Origin of the sequence: Candidatus Nitrosopumilus sp., from assembly GCF_965223225.1 — an archaeon.
In the GTDB taxonomy this organism is placed as follows: Archaea; Thermoproteota; Nitrososphaeria; order Nitrososphaerales; family Nitrosopumilaceae; genus Nitrosopumilus.
This window is the reverse complement of the sequence record NZ_CBDCVU010000004.1, coordinates 1,773,884-1,788,575: the sequence shown is the minus strand read 5'-3', so window position 1 is coordinate 1,788,575 and position 14,692 is coordinate 1,773,884. Positions and strand designations below refer to the sequence as shown.

At 35.9% G+C, this 14,692-nt stretch carries 18 protein-coding genes and 2 tRNA genes; 7 read left to right on the top strand and 13 right to left on the bottom strand.

Annotation, left to right across the window (positions count from 1 at the left end):
* Nucleotides 1-70: 70 nt before the first annotated feature.
* Complete coding sequence (locus tag ACOQN3_RS11275) at nt 71-334, bottom strand: hypothetical protein (RefSeq protein WP_420546536.1); 264 nt, start codon at nt 332-334, stop codon at nt 71-73.
* Between the two features lie 410 nt (nt 335-744).
* Here ACOQN3_RS11275 and ACOQN3_RS11270 point away from each other — a divergent pair, with 410 nt between their 5' ends.
* Nucleotides 745-1,131, top strand: coding sequence for a PDC sensor domain-containing protein (locus ACOQN3_RS11270; protein ID WP_420546535.1), 387 nt, complete (start codon nt 745-747; stop codon nt 1,129-1,131).
* Between the two features lie 1,115 nt (nt 1,132-2,246).
* On the opposite strand, the gene ACOQN3_RS11265 is transcribed toward ACOQN3_RS11270, so the two are convergent.
* Together ACOQN3_RS11265 and ACOQN3_RS11260 are read right to left on the bottom strand one after the other, a co-directional pair.
* Nucleotides 2,247-2,381, bottom strand: a complete 135-nt coding sequence (locus ACOQN3_RS11265; protein WP_420546534.1) for a hypothetical protein — start codon at nt 2,379-2,381, stop codon at nt 2,247-2,249.
* Between the two features lie 79 nt (nt 2,382-2,460).
* Nucleotides 2,461-2,535, bottom strand: a tRNA-Val gene (locus ACOQN3_RS11260).
* A 79-nt stretch (nt 2,536-2,614) separates the two neighbouring features.
* On the opposite strand from ACOQN3_RS11260, the gene ACOQN3_RS11255 reads away from it, so the two are divergent.
* Together ACOQN3_RS11255 and ACOQN3_RS11250 are read left to right on the top strand one after the other, a co-directional pair.
* Nucleotides 2,615-3,646 (top strand): glycosyltransferase, encoded by a 1,032-nt coding sequence (locus ACOQN3_RS11255; RefSeq protein WP_420546533.1) that lies wholly within the window; start codon nt 2,615-2,617, stop codon nt 3,644-3,646.
* Nucleotides 3,647-3,677: 31 nt separating this feature from the next.
* Entirely contained in the window at nt 3,678-5,096 is a 1,419-nt protein-coding gene (locus ACOQN3_RS11250; protein WP_420546532.1) for an aspartate kinase, read from the top strand.
* 148 nt (nt 5,097-5,244) lie between these two features.
* Here the strand turns inward: ACOQN3_RS11250 and ACOQN3_RS11245 are convergent, their stop codons facing one another.
* Nucleotides 5,245-5,451, bottom strand: coding sequence for a hypothetical protein (locus ACOQN3_RS11245; protein ID WP_420546531.1), 207 nt, complete (start codon nt 5,449-5,451; stop codon nt 5,245-5,247).
* Between the two features lie 93 nt (nt 5,452-5,544).
* On the opposite strand from ACOQN3_RS11245, the gene ACOQN3_RS11240 reads away from it, so the two are divergent.
* Both ACOQN3_RS11240 and ACOQN3_RS11235 read left to right on the top strand, forming a co-directional pair.
* The gene (locus ACOQN3_RS11240; RefSeq protein ID WP_420546530.1) at nt 5,545-6,459 is read left to right on the top strand and encodes a branched-chain amino acid transaminase; all 915 of its coding nucleotides are present in this window, start codon (nt 5,545-5,547) and stop codon (nt 6,457-6,459) included.
* Between the two features lie 245 nt (nt 6,460-6,704).
* Complete coding sequence (locus ACOQN3_RS11235) at nt 6,705-7,259, top strand: class I SAM-dependent methyltransferase (RefSeq protein ID WP_420546645.1); 555 nt, start codon at nt 6,705-6,707, stop codon at nt 7,257-7,259.
* 17 nt (nt 7,260-7,276) lie between these two features.
* Here the strand turns inward: ACOQN3_RS11235 and ACOQN3_RS11230 are convergent, their stop codons facing one another.
* The 3 genes from ACOQN3_RS11230 to ACOQN3_RS11220 form a co-directional block, all read right to left on the bottom strand.
* The gene (locus tag ACOQN3_RS11230; RefSeq protein ID WP_420546529.1) at nt 7,277-7,954 is read right to left on the bottom strand and encodes an adenylate/guanylate cyclase domain-containing protein; all 678 of its coding nucleotides are present in this window, start codon (nt 7,952-7,954) and stop codon (nt 7,277-7,279) included.
* Between the two features lie 290 nt (nt 7,955-8,244).
* Nucleotides 8,245-8,318 (bottom strand) — tRNA-Lys (locus ACOQN3_RS11225).
* A 61-nt stretch (nt 8,319-8,379) separates the two neighbouring features.
* Nucleotides 8,380-8,982, bottom strand: a complete 603-nt coding sequence (locus ACOQN3_RS11220; RefSeq protein ID WP_420546528.1) for an SRPBCC family protein — start codon at nt 8,980-8,982, stop codon at nt 8,380-8,382.
* 96 nt (nt 8,983-9,078) lie between these two features.
* Here ACOQN3_RS11220 and ACOQN3_RS11215 point away from each other — a divergent pair, with 96 nt between their 5' ends.
* Nucleotides 9,079-9,603, top strand: coding sequence for a hypothetical protein (locus tag ACOQN3_RS11215; protein WP_420546527.1), 525 nt, complete (start codon nt 9,079-9,081; stop codon nt 9,601-9,603).
* Here the strand turns inward: ACOQN3_RS11215 and ACOQN3_RS11210 are convergent.
* Genes ACOQN3_RS11210 through ACOQN3_RS11185 form a run of 6 tightly spaced genes read right to left on the bottom strand, consistent with a single transcriptional unit; the run spans nt 9,593 to nt 13,970 of the window.
* On the bottom strand, nt 9,593-10,036 hold the full coding sequence (locus ACOQN3_RS11210; RefSeq protein ID WP_420546526.1) for a COX15/CtaA family protein: 444 nt from the start codon (nt 10,034-10,036) through the stop codon (nt 9,593-9,595). The genes ACOQN3_RS11215 and ACOQN3_RS11210 overlap by 11 nt on opposite strands.
* A gap of 2 nt (nt 10,037-10,038) precedes the next feature.
* Nucleotides 10,039-11,007, bottom strand: coding sequence for a plastocyanin/azurin family copper-binding protein (locus tag ACOQN3_RS11205; protein WP_420546525.1), 969 nt, complete (start codon nt 11,005-11,007; stop codon nt 10,039-10,041).
* 12 nt (nt 11,008-11,019) lie between these two features.
* Nucleotides 11,020-12,546, bottom strand: coding sequence for a cytochrome c oxidase subunit I (locus ACOQN3_RS11200; RefSeq protein ID WP_420546524.1), 1,527 nt, complete (start codon nt 12,544-12,546; stop codon nt 11,020-11,022).
* Nucleotides 12,547-12,595: 49 nt separating this feature from the next.
* Nucleotides 12,596-13,027, bottom strand: a complete 432-nt coding sequence (locus tag ACOQN3_RS11195) for a hypothetical protein (RefSeq protein ID WP_420546523.1) — start codon at nt 13,025-13,027, stop codon at nt 12,596-12,598.
* Between the two features lie 2 nt (nt 13,028-13,029).
* Nucleotides 13,030-13,290 carry a heme transporter CcmC gene (locus ACOQN3_RS11190; RefSeq protein WP_420546522.1) on the bottom strand — a complete coding sequence of 87 codons (261 nt, stop codon included), beginning with the start codon at nt 13,288-13,290 and terminating at the stop codon, nt 13,030-13,032.
* A gap of 56 nt (nt 13,291-13,346) precedes the next feature.
* On the bottom strand, nt 13,347-13,970 hold the full coding sequence (locus ACOQN3_RS11185; RefSeq protein WP_420546521.1) for a histidine phosphatase family protein: 624 nt from the start codon (nt 13,968-13,970) through the stop codon (nt 13,347-13,349).
* Between the two features lie 50 nt (nt 13,971-14,020).
* On the opposite strand from ACOQN3_RS11185, the gene npdG reads away from it, so the two are divergent.
* Nucleotides 14,021-14,692 carry an NADPH-dependent F420 reductase gene (gene npdG / locus ACOQN3_RS11180; RefSeq protein WP_420546520.1) on the top strand — a complete coding sequence of 224 codons (672 nt, stop codon included), beginning with the start codon at nt 14,021-14,023 and terminating at the stop codon, nt 14,690-14,692.

The following is a 14,692-nucleotide window of genomic DNA, read 5'->3' as shown; positions in this document are numbered from 1 at the left end:
TCTAAATCAAATTTGGGTTTTTAGATATTATTGGTTAGATCATATATCTTTATGACACAGATTAAACTCCTCAACAAACTTTTTCAAGTTTCCATGGGGCCTTCTGAGAAGCTGATTCCATACAGGAATAGTTTCCAGAAATAATTATCTCACCATATTCTAGGTTTACATACATTTTACTAGGAGGGTTTTTGCCATAAAGGATCTTTTCACCCATATCAGGAGAAATCACAAAAGAATAGAACAATGTTGCAGAAAAGAAAATTAAAATTCCAATCCCCACCATTTTATTAATTGACATGTTTTTTGTTTTTCTTCGTGATCGGATTGTCATGTCCTTCTCAAAACCTCTTTAACATCTTCCAATTATATCCATTCAATAAACTCTTGTTTATTGTTACAATCAATTTCTTGGATTTCAGCAAAATTGTTTAAAGTGCATGAACCCAAAAAGTCTTGAACCGTTTTTGAGTATTAAAATGGACACATGGGGTTTGAACTTGTTGGCAAGAGGTTTCATGCACAATACAATCATTACATCTCTTGATTTTCTAAATTAAGGGTAAAAGGAACTAATTTAGAATTAATTTTCATGTCCGGTTCCCAGAAGCTAAAGATTATGTTGTTTACGGGAATTGGAATGATTATTTTAGGTATCATTGCATCACTAATTACACAAGAAAAGATTGTAAAGTTGTTATGTTCTTAACCAAGTTTTTATAAAATAAAGTCGTATAGAATTAGTTGTCATCAGAAGAATCTCAACGATTTGCAAAGGAGATCTTTAATGCAGATCCACAAATTGTTCATTTAGGTTTAGTGGATTTGGAAGGAAGTGTCTTGCTTGATCAATCTTCTGCAGCAAATGCTCCAACAGAACCTGATTCTGACAGAAGAGAGTTTTACAATCAACTTGCTGTTAGACGAAGTACTAGGGAACATTTTGATGAGGCCTACGGCAAAACTGACTACATTCACATTATCAGAGAAAAAATGCAACAAGTGATTTTATACTTGCCAGATTTGACAGTTTACCTTACTTTGGAGAAATCTATGACTCCGGACGAAGTTAAAGTTACTGCTCAAAAAATTAAATTTCTTGATAATGATATAATGAATAGCGGAATATAATCTCAAGTAAATCCAGAGTTAGAATCAAAAACTGTAAAAATAATATCCCAACTTGCCAAAAAATAATCATTTATGAATGTGATATGGGCCCACGTGGACTCAACTACCATTTCGGGGATAAAAATAGACGCAGATAAGCACAAATGCCATCTTTGGCAATCTAAGATTGAAAATTAATCAGAATACTTGATTGGAAATTTCAATTATTTGATTATCTAGATCTGCCTTAGTATTTTGTAAATTTAAAAATTTTACACGATATATCCAATCTCTCACATTCAAGATTGCAATATTGGCTTTTTCTATTATCAAATTCTTTTCTGCATGTTGCGCATATATTTTTGATTTTAAATGTCATTTAATTCAGATTGTATTGGTTTTCTTTGGTTAAAAATTGATTTCAAAAATTATTCAATTACCACTAGCATTATTCTTTATCACTAGTTAAGTATAATGACGGCAGAGTAACTATGAAAGGTTCGGTTGTGACCTGATAACAAAGGCTACAGGTCTTAAACCGATGCTAAAACCAAAACCGTCCTACCCGCAATGGTATCAGAACGAAGCTGTCGTCAGATTTCCTGCTGCTGCTGACCTTAAGTTTCGAAACCTTTTGTCTTTCATTTCATTACTTGCTTTGAATTGATCCAATGATTATGCATTGAATTGATTAGATGGGTTCAATATTTCTAATTGGCCCCCTTTTTGACATATCCAAAGCAATTGTCCTATAATTCCAAAGATAAACACACGGACTATTCTCTTAAGATTTAATTTTCAAAAATGAGATTTGTATTCATAAGACTAGTGTTCCATAAATCCTATCAACACATACTTAACTCAAGAATGCTTGATCAAGGTTATGAGTAAAAAAGAATTTTACATTTGTAAGAATTGTGGCACAGAATTCCCTTCAACTGAAATTAGATTATATTGCAAAGTTTGTAAATCAAATTTAGACAAAACTGGAAATCTACCTAAACTATAGAGAATCATATTTTTAGTTCATAGACACTGTCTTAACGTGAAAATGAAACGAAATGAAAGGAGGGGAGAAAGATCTCTCAAAGAATATGAGCCCTTAAAAATTTGAATCGTTTTTAGGAACAAAGATTCTATTTCTTAGTTTTTTGTGGTTTTGAATGTGCTTTAACCATGTGTCTCATTGTTCTATCAGGATCAGTGAATTTCATTTCACATATTCTACAAACTAGACCAGGTGTTTCAGGCTTTTTTTTGAATAAATTCATGAAAACACAATAATCTGTATCAATATGAACTGTGAAATATTCTAAAAAGGACTTGAATCAATGAAGGTTCAAGTCCAAATGGGCCCACGGGGATTTGAACCCCGGATCTTCGCCGTGTAAGGGCGACGTCATAACCGATCTGGACTATGAGCCCAGAAACCTACCTTGTTGAAATCCATTTAAACTTTGAGACTGGAAAATCTACAAATCTAACATGAAAATCATATAAATTCGTGAATGTAGATTTTTTTGCAAGCCCAATTGGACTAGGCCACATAACTAGAGACATCGCAATTGCAAATAATTTTGGAAATGTTTCGACTAATTTCATCACAGGCAGTGGGGCAGCAAAACTGCTGGAAAATATAGGCTTGAAGGTACAAAATGAATATCACCCACCCTCATTTAATGTTGAAAAAGGAAAGCTCAAAAGTTCAGCAAAGTGGCTTTGGCAATACTACCAATACTACAAGGATTGCAAGAATATTTCAGAGAGAATTATTCAAGAGGATAATCCCAGTCTAGTAATCAGTGATGAAGACTTTGCATCGCTAACAGTTGCTCAGAGCAAAAAAATTCCCACAATACTTGTAACTGATATTTTGGAAACAAGGTTCACTAAAGGACTTGCATCACTAATTGAGAGAAAAATGAACAAGTCAATGCAGGAGATCATAAAAAATTGCAATACAGTAATTATTCCCGAAGATGGAAAAGATCAAGACAACATAAGAAGAGTAGGACCAATTGTAAGACAAACTAAATTTTCAAGGGATCAATTAAGAGAAAAATTTGGCTTTAAAAGAAAAACTGTTGTAATTTCAATTGGAGGTACCGAAGCGGGAATATTTCTAATTGATAAAGCACTAGAGTCATTATCAAAGATCAATCAAGATTTAGAGATAGTACTGGTCTCGGGTCCTTCCATAAAGAGAGATTTTCAAGGAGCAAGAAATTTGGGTTTTGTGGAGAATCTACATGAAGTTATTTTTGCAGCAGATCTCTTGATTTCACTTGCAGGCAAGTCTACTATTGATGAAGCAAGGGCGTATGGAACACCTGGAATATTCATTCCAATAAAGGATCATTTTGAGCAAGAAGACAATGCAGAAAATGAAGGATTTGTTTTTGAAGATATCTACAGGTTGGAGTCTTTGATATTAGAAAAACTGGAAGAAAAGCGAAAACAAGTGAATACTGATGGAGCAAAAAAAGCATCTTCCATTATTTTAAAAAAAATAGCAGAAATACAATCAAATGCTTAATAGATGGCCGTAAAACTTTGGTAAAATACCAATGACCAAACTAGTTGTAGCAAAATTTGGAGGTAGTGCAATAGGCCCAAACGGAGAGGGAATTCCACAAATTATTCAACGTATTGCAGATTTAAAGCAGAATTCAAAGGTAATTGCCGTTTTTTCAGCACCGCTGACAATTGATAATGATGGCAAAAAGAGATCTTTGACAGATGTTATCTTAGAGCAGGGCAGAAATGCAGAAAAAGGCATCGCTCCAACTCTGGAGACGGTAAGGTCAACATATAATCAGATAGTAAAATTGCTAGATTCTGAGAACGAATCAGATTGTAGAAAAATAATAGACATCAATCTAGAAAAGGCCCAACAATCTCTTGACCATGCCCTTGAAAAACAAGAATTTGCAGATGAGACTCGTTCTAAGGCACTGGCATTCACAGGAGAAATTTTGATGTCACATGTAATGAAGTATATTTTGAAAAGTAATCACATCAATGCAGATTCTGTAGAATATGATGATTGGCCAATCATAACAGATAGCAACATAGAATCAACAAACTTTCTTCCATCAGAATCACGGGGAAAAATGGGTAAAATCGAAGAATTGGTTGCACAAAATGAAGTTGTCTCCATCGGCGGATTTATTGGAAAGACAGTAGATAATATCACTACAACATATGAACGAGGGGGATCAGATAGAACAGCAGCTGATCTTGGAATTTTGTTTAATAAAAAATATGAGACCAGCATAGATTTTGAAAAAGATAGTGCAGTAGTTTCTGCAGATCCAAAAACCGTAGAAGAAGAATTGCGAGAGGTCAAGCAATTATCTTACAATGAAGCAAGACTTGCAGGAATGTTTGGAATGAAAATTTTGGATCCAATTGCAATAAAAGAGATAGTAGAAAACGGAGTAGATATGCCGATAACTGTGACTAACATGAAAAATCCATCTGAGATAACTACAATAAAAAGATCATTAGATAACCAAGAAGGTCATCCAATAAAATTAGTCACTGGAAAAGAAAATTGCTGTATATTTAGAATTGAAACAAGCTCCATTCAAAAACTCTTGACATCCCTAGAAAAAGACAAGCGCTACAGTGAATACGTAATATTATCACCATTCACAAAAGATGGAATTGAATTTTCCAGAATTTTGTTTTTGGATGGAGATTATGTAAAACGAAACGAAAAATATCTCATGGGTTTTGACTCTCTTGCAACGATCACATACAACAGAGGAGTAATAACACTAATCGGAGATGAGATGTGGAGAGTTCAGCAGGTCGCATCACGAACCAGTGCAAAAATAGGAGAGTCTGGATTAAACATACTAAACATGGATGCTCAAGAAGAAACTTCAAGAATAATAATCGTAATAGAAGATTCAGAAGGCAACATTAGAAAGGCAATCAAAGCAATACATCACGAAATCTCAAACATTAATTTTATTTAGTAAAAGTGTGGCGTTACAGGTTTTCACCAGTAGCGCCATCATGGGTTTGTTCTTGGACCATTATCTAGAGTTAGTCCGGCGTTACCCAAAACACGCGATACCATATGTTACCATCTCTAGTATTTAGAGCTGATCTATATAGATCACTTTACATATTCTCAGCTGCGTAAAATAAGATTATTCCAATCCCAATTAGGGCATACCACTTGAAGTTTCTTTTATCAACAAAGATATTTGGTGAGGCTAAATTGTCATTGCCATAGGTTGCAAGTCGGATTTTTCTCATTTCAAACCCTTGTCCTATAAGACCAACGACAAGACAAGCTATTCCTGCAAATGCTAAACCCCATTCCATACTTTATTTTGGATATAACCAAATTTGTACCTTACAAGTCCAGAAAATCAATAAAAATAATTATTTAAATTAGCAGGTTTTTTTCCCTCTCCTATGAAAGAAGTTGGCAAGATCTGGATGAATGGAAAGTTGGTCCCATTCAAAGATGCCAAAGTTCACGTACTTACTCATGCATTACATTATTCAACTTCAATTTTCGAGGGAATCAGATGCTACAACACACTAAATGGTTCTGCAGTATTTAGACTCCAAGAACATGTTGACAGATTCTTCAAGTCTGCAAAACTCTATTCAATGAAAATGCAGTTCTCGAAAAAAGAGATTTCAGAAGGAATACTAAAAACTGTAAAATCCAGCGGGCTCAAAGAATGCTACATTAGACCACTAGCATACTATGGTTATGGAACAATGGGGTTGACTCCTACAACGAATAAAGTCGATGTTTCAATTGCATGTTGGGAATGGAAGATGGGTGAGTCAAAGGCCGGAAAATTTTCAGGAGCAAAATGTAAGGTATCAAGCTGGACAAAGATTGATTCTAGATGTCAACCCACGCAAGCAAAAGCTGCATCAAACTATGCAAATGCCGCACTTGCTAGAGTAGAGGCTTTAGAAAATGGATATGATGAGGCAATAATGCTAAACTCAAATGGAAAGGTAGCAGAAGGAAGCGCTGAAAATATTTTCATTGTAAAAGACGATGTTGTTCAAACACCACCACTATCTGCCGGAGGATTAGAAGGAATAACAAGAGACAGTGTGATTCAGATTATTGAAGAGAACAGCGGATTTGTTATAGAGCGGGATCTGGAAAGAGACGATCTTTATTCAGCTGATGAGATATTCATGACTGGGACTGCCGCAGAGGTAAAATCTGTAACGCAGATAGATAAGGTCAAGATTGGCAATGGAAAGATGGGACAGGTTACCAAAGCATTACAAAAATCATTTTCGGATGCAGCAATGGGAAAAGACGAGAGATTTTTGCCATGGCTGACATTTGTTTGAGATTATAGAGAAGAAGTTTTTTACCCATACGCCTAAATGAAAATCATGGATGGATGTACGCCTGGTAAGACCGAAGAGATCTGCTGGTTCTGTAGGAAAGGAAGACATGACGACTGCATGAAAGAAATACCCACACAGGGAAGATCAGATGGTCCACATGATTGTACATTTGATACAAAAATGATCCCATGCAAGTGCCAGCACTAGACGATTACCAACAAATACAGCTTGTAAAAATTAGAATTATGCAGTATAATGAAGAGTTTTGGAATGAATATACAAGTAAAAATGAATCAAGATACAATGAAGAATTTGCAAAATTTATCAGAGATTTAGCTATTTCATTGCGTTGTTCAAGTGTATTAGAGATCGGGTGTGGAACTGGCATAGATTTGAGACTGTTTCCAGACACTTTTACGATAAATGGGGTTGACCTAAATGAGAATGCTTTGAAAATTGCAAAAGAAAAAATGCCAAATGCTAATTTCAGCAAAGAAACAATTACAAAATTACCTTTTGAGGACTCGTCAATAGACTTTGTTTTTACACATCAATTATTGAATTATTTAGAAGATGATGAATTGGAGAAAGGAATCTCAGAAATGTATAGAGTAGCTGGAAAATACATAATGAATTGCGAAAAATTTTCAGAAATTGAAGAAGAGATAGACAAGAGTCATAAATTCCGCAACATGTACAAGAGATGGATGGATTACAAAGTCAGGATAGTAAGTAATGTAGATATGCACGAGGATATAGATCCAGATAAAAGTAGATTCACTCTTTTAAGAAAGATGTAAATTTTTGGATCTATTCATTAATTAGTCCACTTTCTTGAAATCACATAGATAGGGTATGAGTGAGTAGAGCGTACTTCAAAATCACCTATGCGTTTGAAGATAAATTGGTCAAAGGTTTTGATTCTTTCATAAACAGTTCTTCCAATTACCATGTTATTTCTAGCGGCTAGAGTATTGATTTTTGCACAAGTGTTTATTGTTGGTCCAACAAGATCAATGAGACCATTTTTTGTTTTCATTACGGTTACATTTCCATAGTCAAAACTGATTCTAAAATCAATTAGAGGAAGCATATATCTTTCAAGTATGTTGTTAAGTTTATCGTGCATATTTATCATTGAGAAACCACATTCCATGGCATCTAAGAATCTAGTATTTTCAGGATTACACGTATCTCGAAAGTAGAACAAAAGGCTATCACCCATTATTTTTAGAATGTCCCCATTATTCGAGTATACTACTTTTGCCATATTATTTAGAAATATCTCATAATATTTTGGGACTTCATCTGAGCTAAGTTGATCAACTGTTTTGGTTGAATCAACTATATCCACCATTCCTATACAGAAAGATTTAGGTTTGCTAACTGCCGTGATGATTTTTGTAGGTGGAATTTTGTCTGAAAAAACGGATTCATTTTCAGAATAATGATTTTCAAATTTAGTTTTTGAATTTAGTAAAGTTTCTTGATTCATGATAAAAGTAGAAAAATATTTTACATAAGGTTTATGATAATAAAGTTAACAATGTTAACAAAAGTAAAAGTTGAAAATTAACTTTACAAAAACATCAGAGATTAATTTAATTTGTATAAAATAAAGATAATGCAATCAAGTCAATTTCAAATTGATTTTTGTAATTTGTAAATTAGAAGATTTGTGTCTGTCAAAAATACGTAAACTCAATTTGTATATTTGAAGAGACCATGAAATCGTCTAAATTAAAATGCCAATTTTATAATCGTAAATTTAGAAATCAGAAAAAGCGGGTCTAGAGGGATTCGAACCCTCGACAGCAGGATTAAGAGTCCTGTGCGCTACCTGGCTGCGCCATAGACCCCACTAAAACAAAACATGCCCAGAGTTGTTATTAATCTTAAGATTGGAAAATAAGGAAAAACTTAGTTGTGTGCTTTAGCTTCAATCTCACTGTATTTTTCTAGTATAGCAGTAAGTGCAGTTGAAACAGGAACATCATTCATCTTTTTCTTTTCGGCCAAGAGTTTTTGGTATGCATCAAGTGTAATGTACACTGGAATTGAACCATTTCCTTCTAGCAATCCTCTAACGTTGTAAAGTGCAGTCTCCATGCCTTTTTCAGCAGATTTTGCAAACTTTGCTTTATCCATAATTGCTCCTAGTGGACCAAATGGCATTTCATAATCTACAGACATTGTCACTCTTGTAAGGTTGTTACCTAGAGCCTTGAATTCATTAGTAATTTGCCACTTCTTGAATGGACCTTCAATTTGCATTGCAGAAATTTTTTCATTTCTGATGAATTCAGTTGTCTCACAATCCCACTCTAAACGTTTGCCGCTAAAGTCACCGATAACTCGAAAAGTTGTACCTACACCCATTCCTTCTTTGATATCCATAGGAACGACAGTCATGCCTACTGCATCAGATTTAATTTGATCAGAAACATGTTCTGGTCTTGCAAAGTAGGTAAATACATTCTCTACTGGTGTCTTAATGTCGATTGATTTTGTTACGAGGGTCAACGATTCAATGTCTTGCCAATAAGGATTTAAAGGTTTTGAAGATTTTCGTGGCCAAATGATTTACAATATATTCATCTGACCTACAAGATAGATCGTATGGCCAAACAGCGATCAACAATTTTGATATTATTTTTGATCCTTTCAATCATTCCAATATTTGATGATGTGTACGCACATTCTCTGTTTAATTCGGCTGAAAAATTTTATGCTGGATACAGAGTTCAGGTTGCTACGGCACCAGAATTTCCTCAGATTGATGAACCTTCACAGTTTTTGATAAGAGTAACTGAGGGTTTTGAGTATGAAGAAGTTGATCGCTTTACTATGGGAATTAGGGTTTTCTACCAAGATGAACAAATAGATGCAATTCCTCCAACTTCTATTGAGGGCTCGCATTGGGACTTTGATTATGTTTGGAAAAATTCTGGAAACCACATAGTAAAGATCGACCTTTATGACATGGGAGGAACTTCAGGAGTTCTAACTTATCAATTCAACATGGGAACACAAAGCCCGTTTGGATATGTCTTCATAATTGCAATTGCTATTGGGGCTTTGTTTTTTACAGGAATGATGATTTACATCTACTTGCCAAAGTTGTTAAAAAGATTCAAGCAGTAGCAGGTATAGGATTTCTAGAGATCCTAAATGCAAATAGGGTTGTTAGCAGCACCATTGAGAATAGCAATATTCCAATTCCTAAATGGATAGCTACCAATACTGCATGTAACATTGTGTCGATTACTAGTGCACCTAAGGTAATTTGTGTAATTACAAATACAGTAGCAAGAGTGCTTGTAACTTTGATTTTAAGATCAGCATTTTTGTTGAGAAAACTTGCAACCATAGTAGCAATTACCAAAGCCCCAGTTGTAGCTGCTGCCAACCTATGAATCCATTCAATTAGATATTCTTCTGAAGGCATGACTCCATTTGGACATAATGGCCATTCAGGACAAGTCAACCCAAGTCCAGCAGCAGAGATATATCCTCCCAAGAACATCAATGAATAAAGCACTATCATTGTTGCTAGGGCCAGGTACTGAATTGCCAAAATTACTCTACTACGAAAGTGCCCTGCATACCTTGCATTGCGTGTCCAGGTACAGTACAGATGTAATAATAAGTTCCAGGAGCACCTGCCATGAATGTAACACTACCAGACTCACCTGGCTTTAATGGATTACTCATAGATCCAATTTCTGAACCCCATATGACATTGTTAAAGTCATCAGGATTTGCAACAACTCCAAATGCATGGAATGAGTTACCTAAATTAGCTGAAGTAACGGTTACTTCATCTCCAGAATTAACACGAATCTCTGGATTATTGCCGTCTTCACCAGGTAATGCATTAAATGCCAAGGTTCTGAAATCATCAGATTCTACAAAGTCTAAAGTAAAGTCATGAGAAACTCCAGTTGGACCTGCAGCCTCACCACCAGATGAACCACCTTGAGCTGGACCAACAATGATTTCACCAACCATTCCCTGTTCTCTATGACCAGGTACAGTACAGATGTAATAATAAGTTCCTTCTTCACCAGCAATAAATTCAGAAGACCCACTTTCACCAGCTTTCATTGGATTTGATGGGCTAGCTATTTCAGATCCTGGAATAATTCCTCCAAAGCCTTCAGTATCTTTTGTGACACCAAATGCATGGAATGATACCCCATCATTAACTACATTAAACTCAATCTTATCACCTACGCTAATGTTGTAAGTTGGGTTGGCCCCATCTTCACCAGGTAAGCCATTAAATCCCAATGTTCTAAAGTCCGATGATTCAACAAAAGATAGATTAGATGTAATTGTTATTCCAGTTGCTGCTGCAGGGGCGGCATGATCTACATCTCCTGCCATCATTGCCACAACAGGAGCAGGTTCTGAAATCCAATAATCCCACATTGAGAAGAATATTGCTCCACCAACAATACAAATGCCCAACATGATTGCCATCATTTTTCCAGTTCTGGCTGGAGTTGTTCTGTAAATTGTTTGTGGGTCTATATCATGAGTCATTTCATTTATCTCCTAATGTGATGGGTTCTTTGCCTCAAATGGATAGTAATACTTGCCACCAACGCCAAATGGATCGTCTGTGTTTGCAAGTTCGCCTTTACCTGAACTGTAAATCATGTTCCATAAGAATATGACCATACTTACACCAATTATCATGGCACCAACTGAAGCTATTTGGTTCATTGCAATCCATTCAGGGATTGGAGGATAGTCAAAGATTCTTCTTGGCATTCCATACAGACCAAGTATGTGTTGCGTAAAGAATACCAATACAGTTCCTACAAATGATAGTATAAAGTGAATTTTACCCATTGTTTCATTGTACATTCTGCCGGTAACATATGGGAACATGTAGTAGAGATATCCCACTGAGCCAAATAGAATGGTACCCATGACAAACAGATGGAAGTGTCCAACTACCCAGTACGAATCGTGAGTTGTGAAGTCTAATGGCATGGCAGCGTTTGCTACACCACCTGCTCCTGCAGAGAAGAATAGTGCAATACCACCTACAGCCCACATCATTGGGGTTGAGAACTTTATTCTACCATTCCACATTGTAGCAATGAAGTTAAAGACGTGCATTGCAGATGCTGGGACAGCAGCAAGTGTACCAATCATGAAGACTGTTTTTTCTGTAAATGACATTCCTGTAGCATACATGTGATGAGCCCAAGATGAGAAACCTACAATGGATAACAGGACAAATGCAAAGATTCCAGAGTTATAGCTATAGATTGGTTTTCTAGAGAATCTAGGTATAATTTCATACATCATTCCAATTGCAGGAATTACTAATACATACACTTCAGGATGGAAAGTAAACCAGAACAAGTGTGCATATGCAATAGGATCTCCTCCCATAGCAGGATTAAAGAATCCAGTTACACCAAGTCTATCAGTAAGAAGCATGAGCAGTGCTGCTGCAAATGTTGGAATTGCAACTAAGATAATTAATGATGAAGACAAGAAGGACCATGCAAGTAGCGGAACTTGTCCAATTGACATGTCTGGATGTTTACATTTGAGAATAGTGACAATGAAATTAATTGCACCAAGTACCGAGGAAATACCCAATATTTTCAGTCCAAAAATCCACATATCAGCTGCTGGACCAGGTGCACTGATAATAGAATAAGGAGGATTAGCATACCAACTGAAATCTGCAAAGCCTAACCAGATGAGTGCTCCACCAGGTGGAATCATCCAAAATGCAATGGCATTTAGTTTTGGATAAGCCATGTCTTTGTATCTAACCATTATTGGAACAAAGTAGTTACCAACTGCAGATGCAAATGGGATGATAAACAAGAAAATCAAAGTTGTACCGTGAACGGTAAATATTCTGTTGAATGTCATGGCATCTCCAATAATTTGTGCTCCTGGCAAGAACAATTCTGCTCTAATTGCTAGTGCTAATGCACCACCAAGGAACATAAATCCAAGAGACATTATCAGATAAAGTAAGCCTACATCAGTGTGATGAGTTGAGAACATAATTTGCCAAATTGGGCGTGGTTTTTGTAATTCTAGGACCATTAGTTAATCTCCTCCATTGAGCCATTTGAAACTTGGGATAAAAGCGTTATCAAGTTGAAGGTTCCTCCACATACAATGTTCCACGCATATTATAGTGAATTAATCCACAATACTCTCTGCATTGAATATCATGAACTCCAGGTGCATCAGGGGCAAACCACACAGTATTGACTCTGCCGGGTATTGCATCCATTAATACCACATAGTCATGAATGTTAAATGAATGATTCACATCTTTTGAATGTATTTCAAATTTGTATGCCTTTCCAGCTTCAACGTGTAATTCTCCAATTTCTTTGGTTCCATCTTCATGCTCAAAAGTCCAGAACCATTGTTGGCCCACAACCTTGATTATTTCAGCATCTTCTGGATAATGTTCTACAAGTCTTTCTACTTCCCATGCTTCAGCACCTACCCAACACATCAAGGCCACTACAACACCGATATAGATCCATTCAGGCCAGTTAGAATGATCACCCATTTCTACCAGTCAGTCCCCTCATATGCAGTAGGCTTTGCTTTAGGATGAGACTCTCTAAATCTCCAGCATTGCCAAATAATAGTACCAGAAACTACTGCACCAACTACAAAAGCAACAGTCATCATTTTAAAGAATAAATTCCAAATAAGCACTCTACGGTCCATATATTCTCCAGGTTCGTCACCTGCGGCAAAAGCCAATTCCAAGGATGGAATTCCTACCAAAACTGCCAATACTAAGAATAATCCGACCACATTCTTCATTAGCGATTGACAGACGTGACCTTTGATTTCTATTTAAGGGTTTTCAAGATTACTACTTACCAAGTTTGATCGAAACGAGAAGGATGCATTACGTTCAATCCAGAAAGTGAGAACTTGCGATCGTTTTCTCGAAATATGTTAAGAGAAGCATTGGCAATTATTAGTTCAAAAAGAGCAGTAGGAGTTAATTCAAAAATTGATGAGAGCATTGCTTTGATCGGATCCATATGTGTTACTAGGACAACGTTTTCGTTTGGATGTTTTTCAAGAACGTGCTCAACTATGCTATTTACTCTTTTTTTTACTTCAGAAAAAGTTTCCACGCCGTTATGAGCGATCTCGAGCTCACCATTATAGAATTTCATAAATACATTGCCATGACTGTTAAAGATTTCATCATAAGGCATTCCTGTAAATTTTCCCATATCAAGTTCGATTAAACGATCATCAATTTGCACATCAATAGAGTTATGATTACCAACGATCTCAGCAGTGTGCTTTGCCCGTTGAATAGGACTGGAATAGATTGCAGAGATATTCATATGTTCTAGTAATTGTGCAGTGTGTTCAGCCTGCTGTACTCCTCTTTCAGTTAGAGGTATGCCTTCGGTTCTTCCAGCCAAAATTCGTTCAGTATTATTTTTTGCTTGACCGTGTCTTAGAAAAATTACTTGTCCCAACTTGATCGAGCTTCAAATAGAGATAATAATAACATTATCAGATAGAAATTATGAAAATTGGAATAATTGGTGGAACAGGTGGAATGGGCAAAGGTTTTGCCTTGAGATGGTCACAAAAACATGATGTAATTGTTGGATCAAGAGATGCAGCTAGGGCAGCTGAATCAGCAACAGAGTATACAAATCTTGCAAAAGAAGCATTTGGAAATATTAACGGTACAATTTCTGGAAGTGACAATCTTTCAGTTGCAAAAGACAGCGACGTATTGATTTTATCAATTCCTTACACCAATATTGACACGGTGTGTTCAGGACTGTTATCTGAGATTAAAGATGGTTGCATAGTTGTATCGCCAATTGTACCAATGACAAAGACAGATGTTGGTTTTGAGTTTATTCCCATTAAAGAAAACAAACCATTTTCATACCAATTGGTTTCAAAACATATGAACGACAAGTCCAAACTGGTGTCTGCATTTCATGTAATTTCAGAAAAGAAACTGATTAACCCAACATTAGAACTTGATTATGATATTTTTGTCTGTGGAGACGACAAGGATTCAGTTGAAGTTGTAAATGGATTGATTAACGAAATAAAAGGACTAAGACCAATCTATCTTGGTTCTGGTGAGCTCTCTTATCTTGCAGAGATGTGTACACCTCTTTTACTAAATGCAATGATTAAAAACAGGATAAAAAATCCAGGAATAAAAATTATCTAA

Coding starts and splice junctions, on each gene's coding strand:
- ACOQN3_RS11235 (WP_420546645.1), top strand. CDS start 6,705: ATGCAGTATAATGAAGAGTTTTGGAATGAATATACAAGTAAAAATGAA.
- ACOQN3_RS11240 (WP_420546530.1), top strand. CDS start 5,545: ATGAAAGAAGTTGGCAAGATCTGGATGAATGGAAAGTTGGTCCCATTC.
- ACOQN3_RS11205 (WP_420546525.1), bottom strand. CDS start 11,007: ATGACTCATGATATAGACCCACAAACAATTTACAGAACAACTCCAGCC.
- ACOQN3_RS11230 (WP_420546529.1), bottom strand. CDS start 7,954: ATGAATCAAGAAACTTTACTAAATTCAAAAACTAAATTTGAAAATCAT.
- ACOQN3_RS11245 (WP_420546531.1), bottom strand. CDS start 5,451: ATGGAATGGGGTTTAGCATTTGCAGGAATAGCTTGTCTTGTCGTTGGT.
- ACOQN3_RS11250 (WP_420546532.1), top strand. CDS start 3,678: ATGACCAAACTAGTTGTAGCAAAATTTGGAGGTAGTGCAATAGGCCCA.
- ACOQN3_RS11200 (WP_420546524.1), bottom strand. CDS start 12,546: ATGGTCCTAGAATTACAAAAACCACGCCCAATTTGGCAAATTATGTTC.
- ACOQN3_RS11275 (WP_420546536.1), bottom strand. CDS start 334: ATGACAATCCGATCACGAAGAAAAACAAAAAACATGTCAATTAATAAA.
- npdG (WP_420546520.1), top strand. CDS start 14,021: ATGAAAATTGGAATAATTGGTGGAACAGGTGGAATGGGCAAAGGTTTT.
- ACOQN3_RS11265 (WP_420546534.1), bottom strand. CDS start 2,381: ATGAATTTATTCAAAAAAAAGCCTGAAACACCTGGTCTAGTTTGTAGA.
- ACOQN3_RS11190 (WP_420546522.1), bottom strand. CDS start 13,290: ATGAAGAATGTGGTCGGATTATTCTTAGTATTGGCAGTTTTGGTAGGA.
- ACOQN3_RS11195 (WP_420546523.1), bottom strand. CDS start 13,027: ATGGGTGATCATTCTAACTGGCCTGAATGGATCTATATCGGTGTTGTA.
- ACOQN3_RS11215 (WP_420546527.1), top strand. CDS start 9,079: ATGGCCAAACAGCGATCAACAATTTTGATATTATTTTTGATCCTTTCA.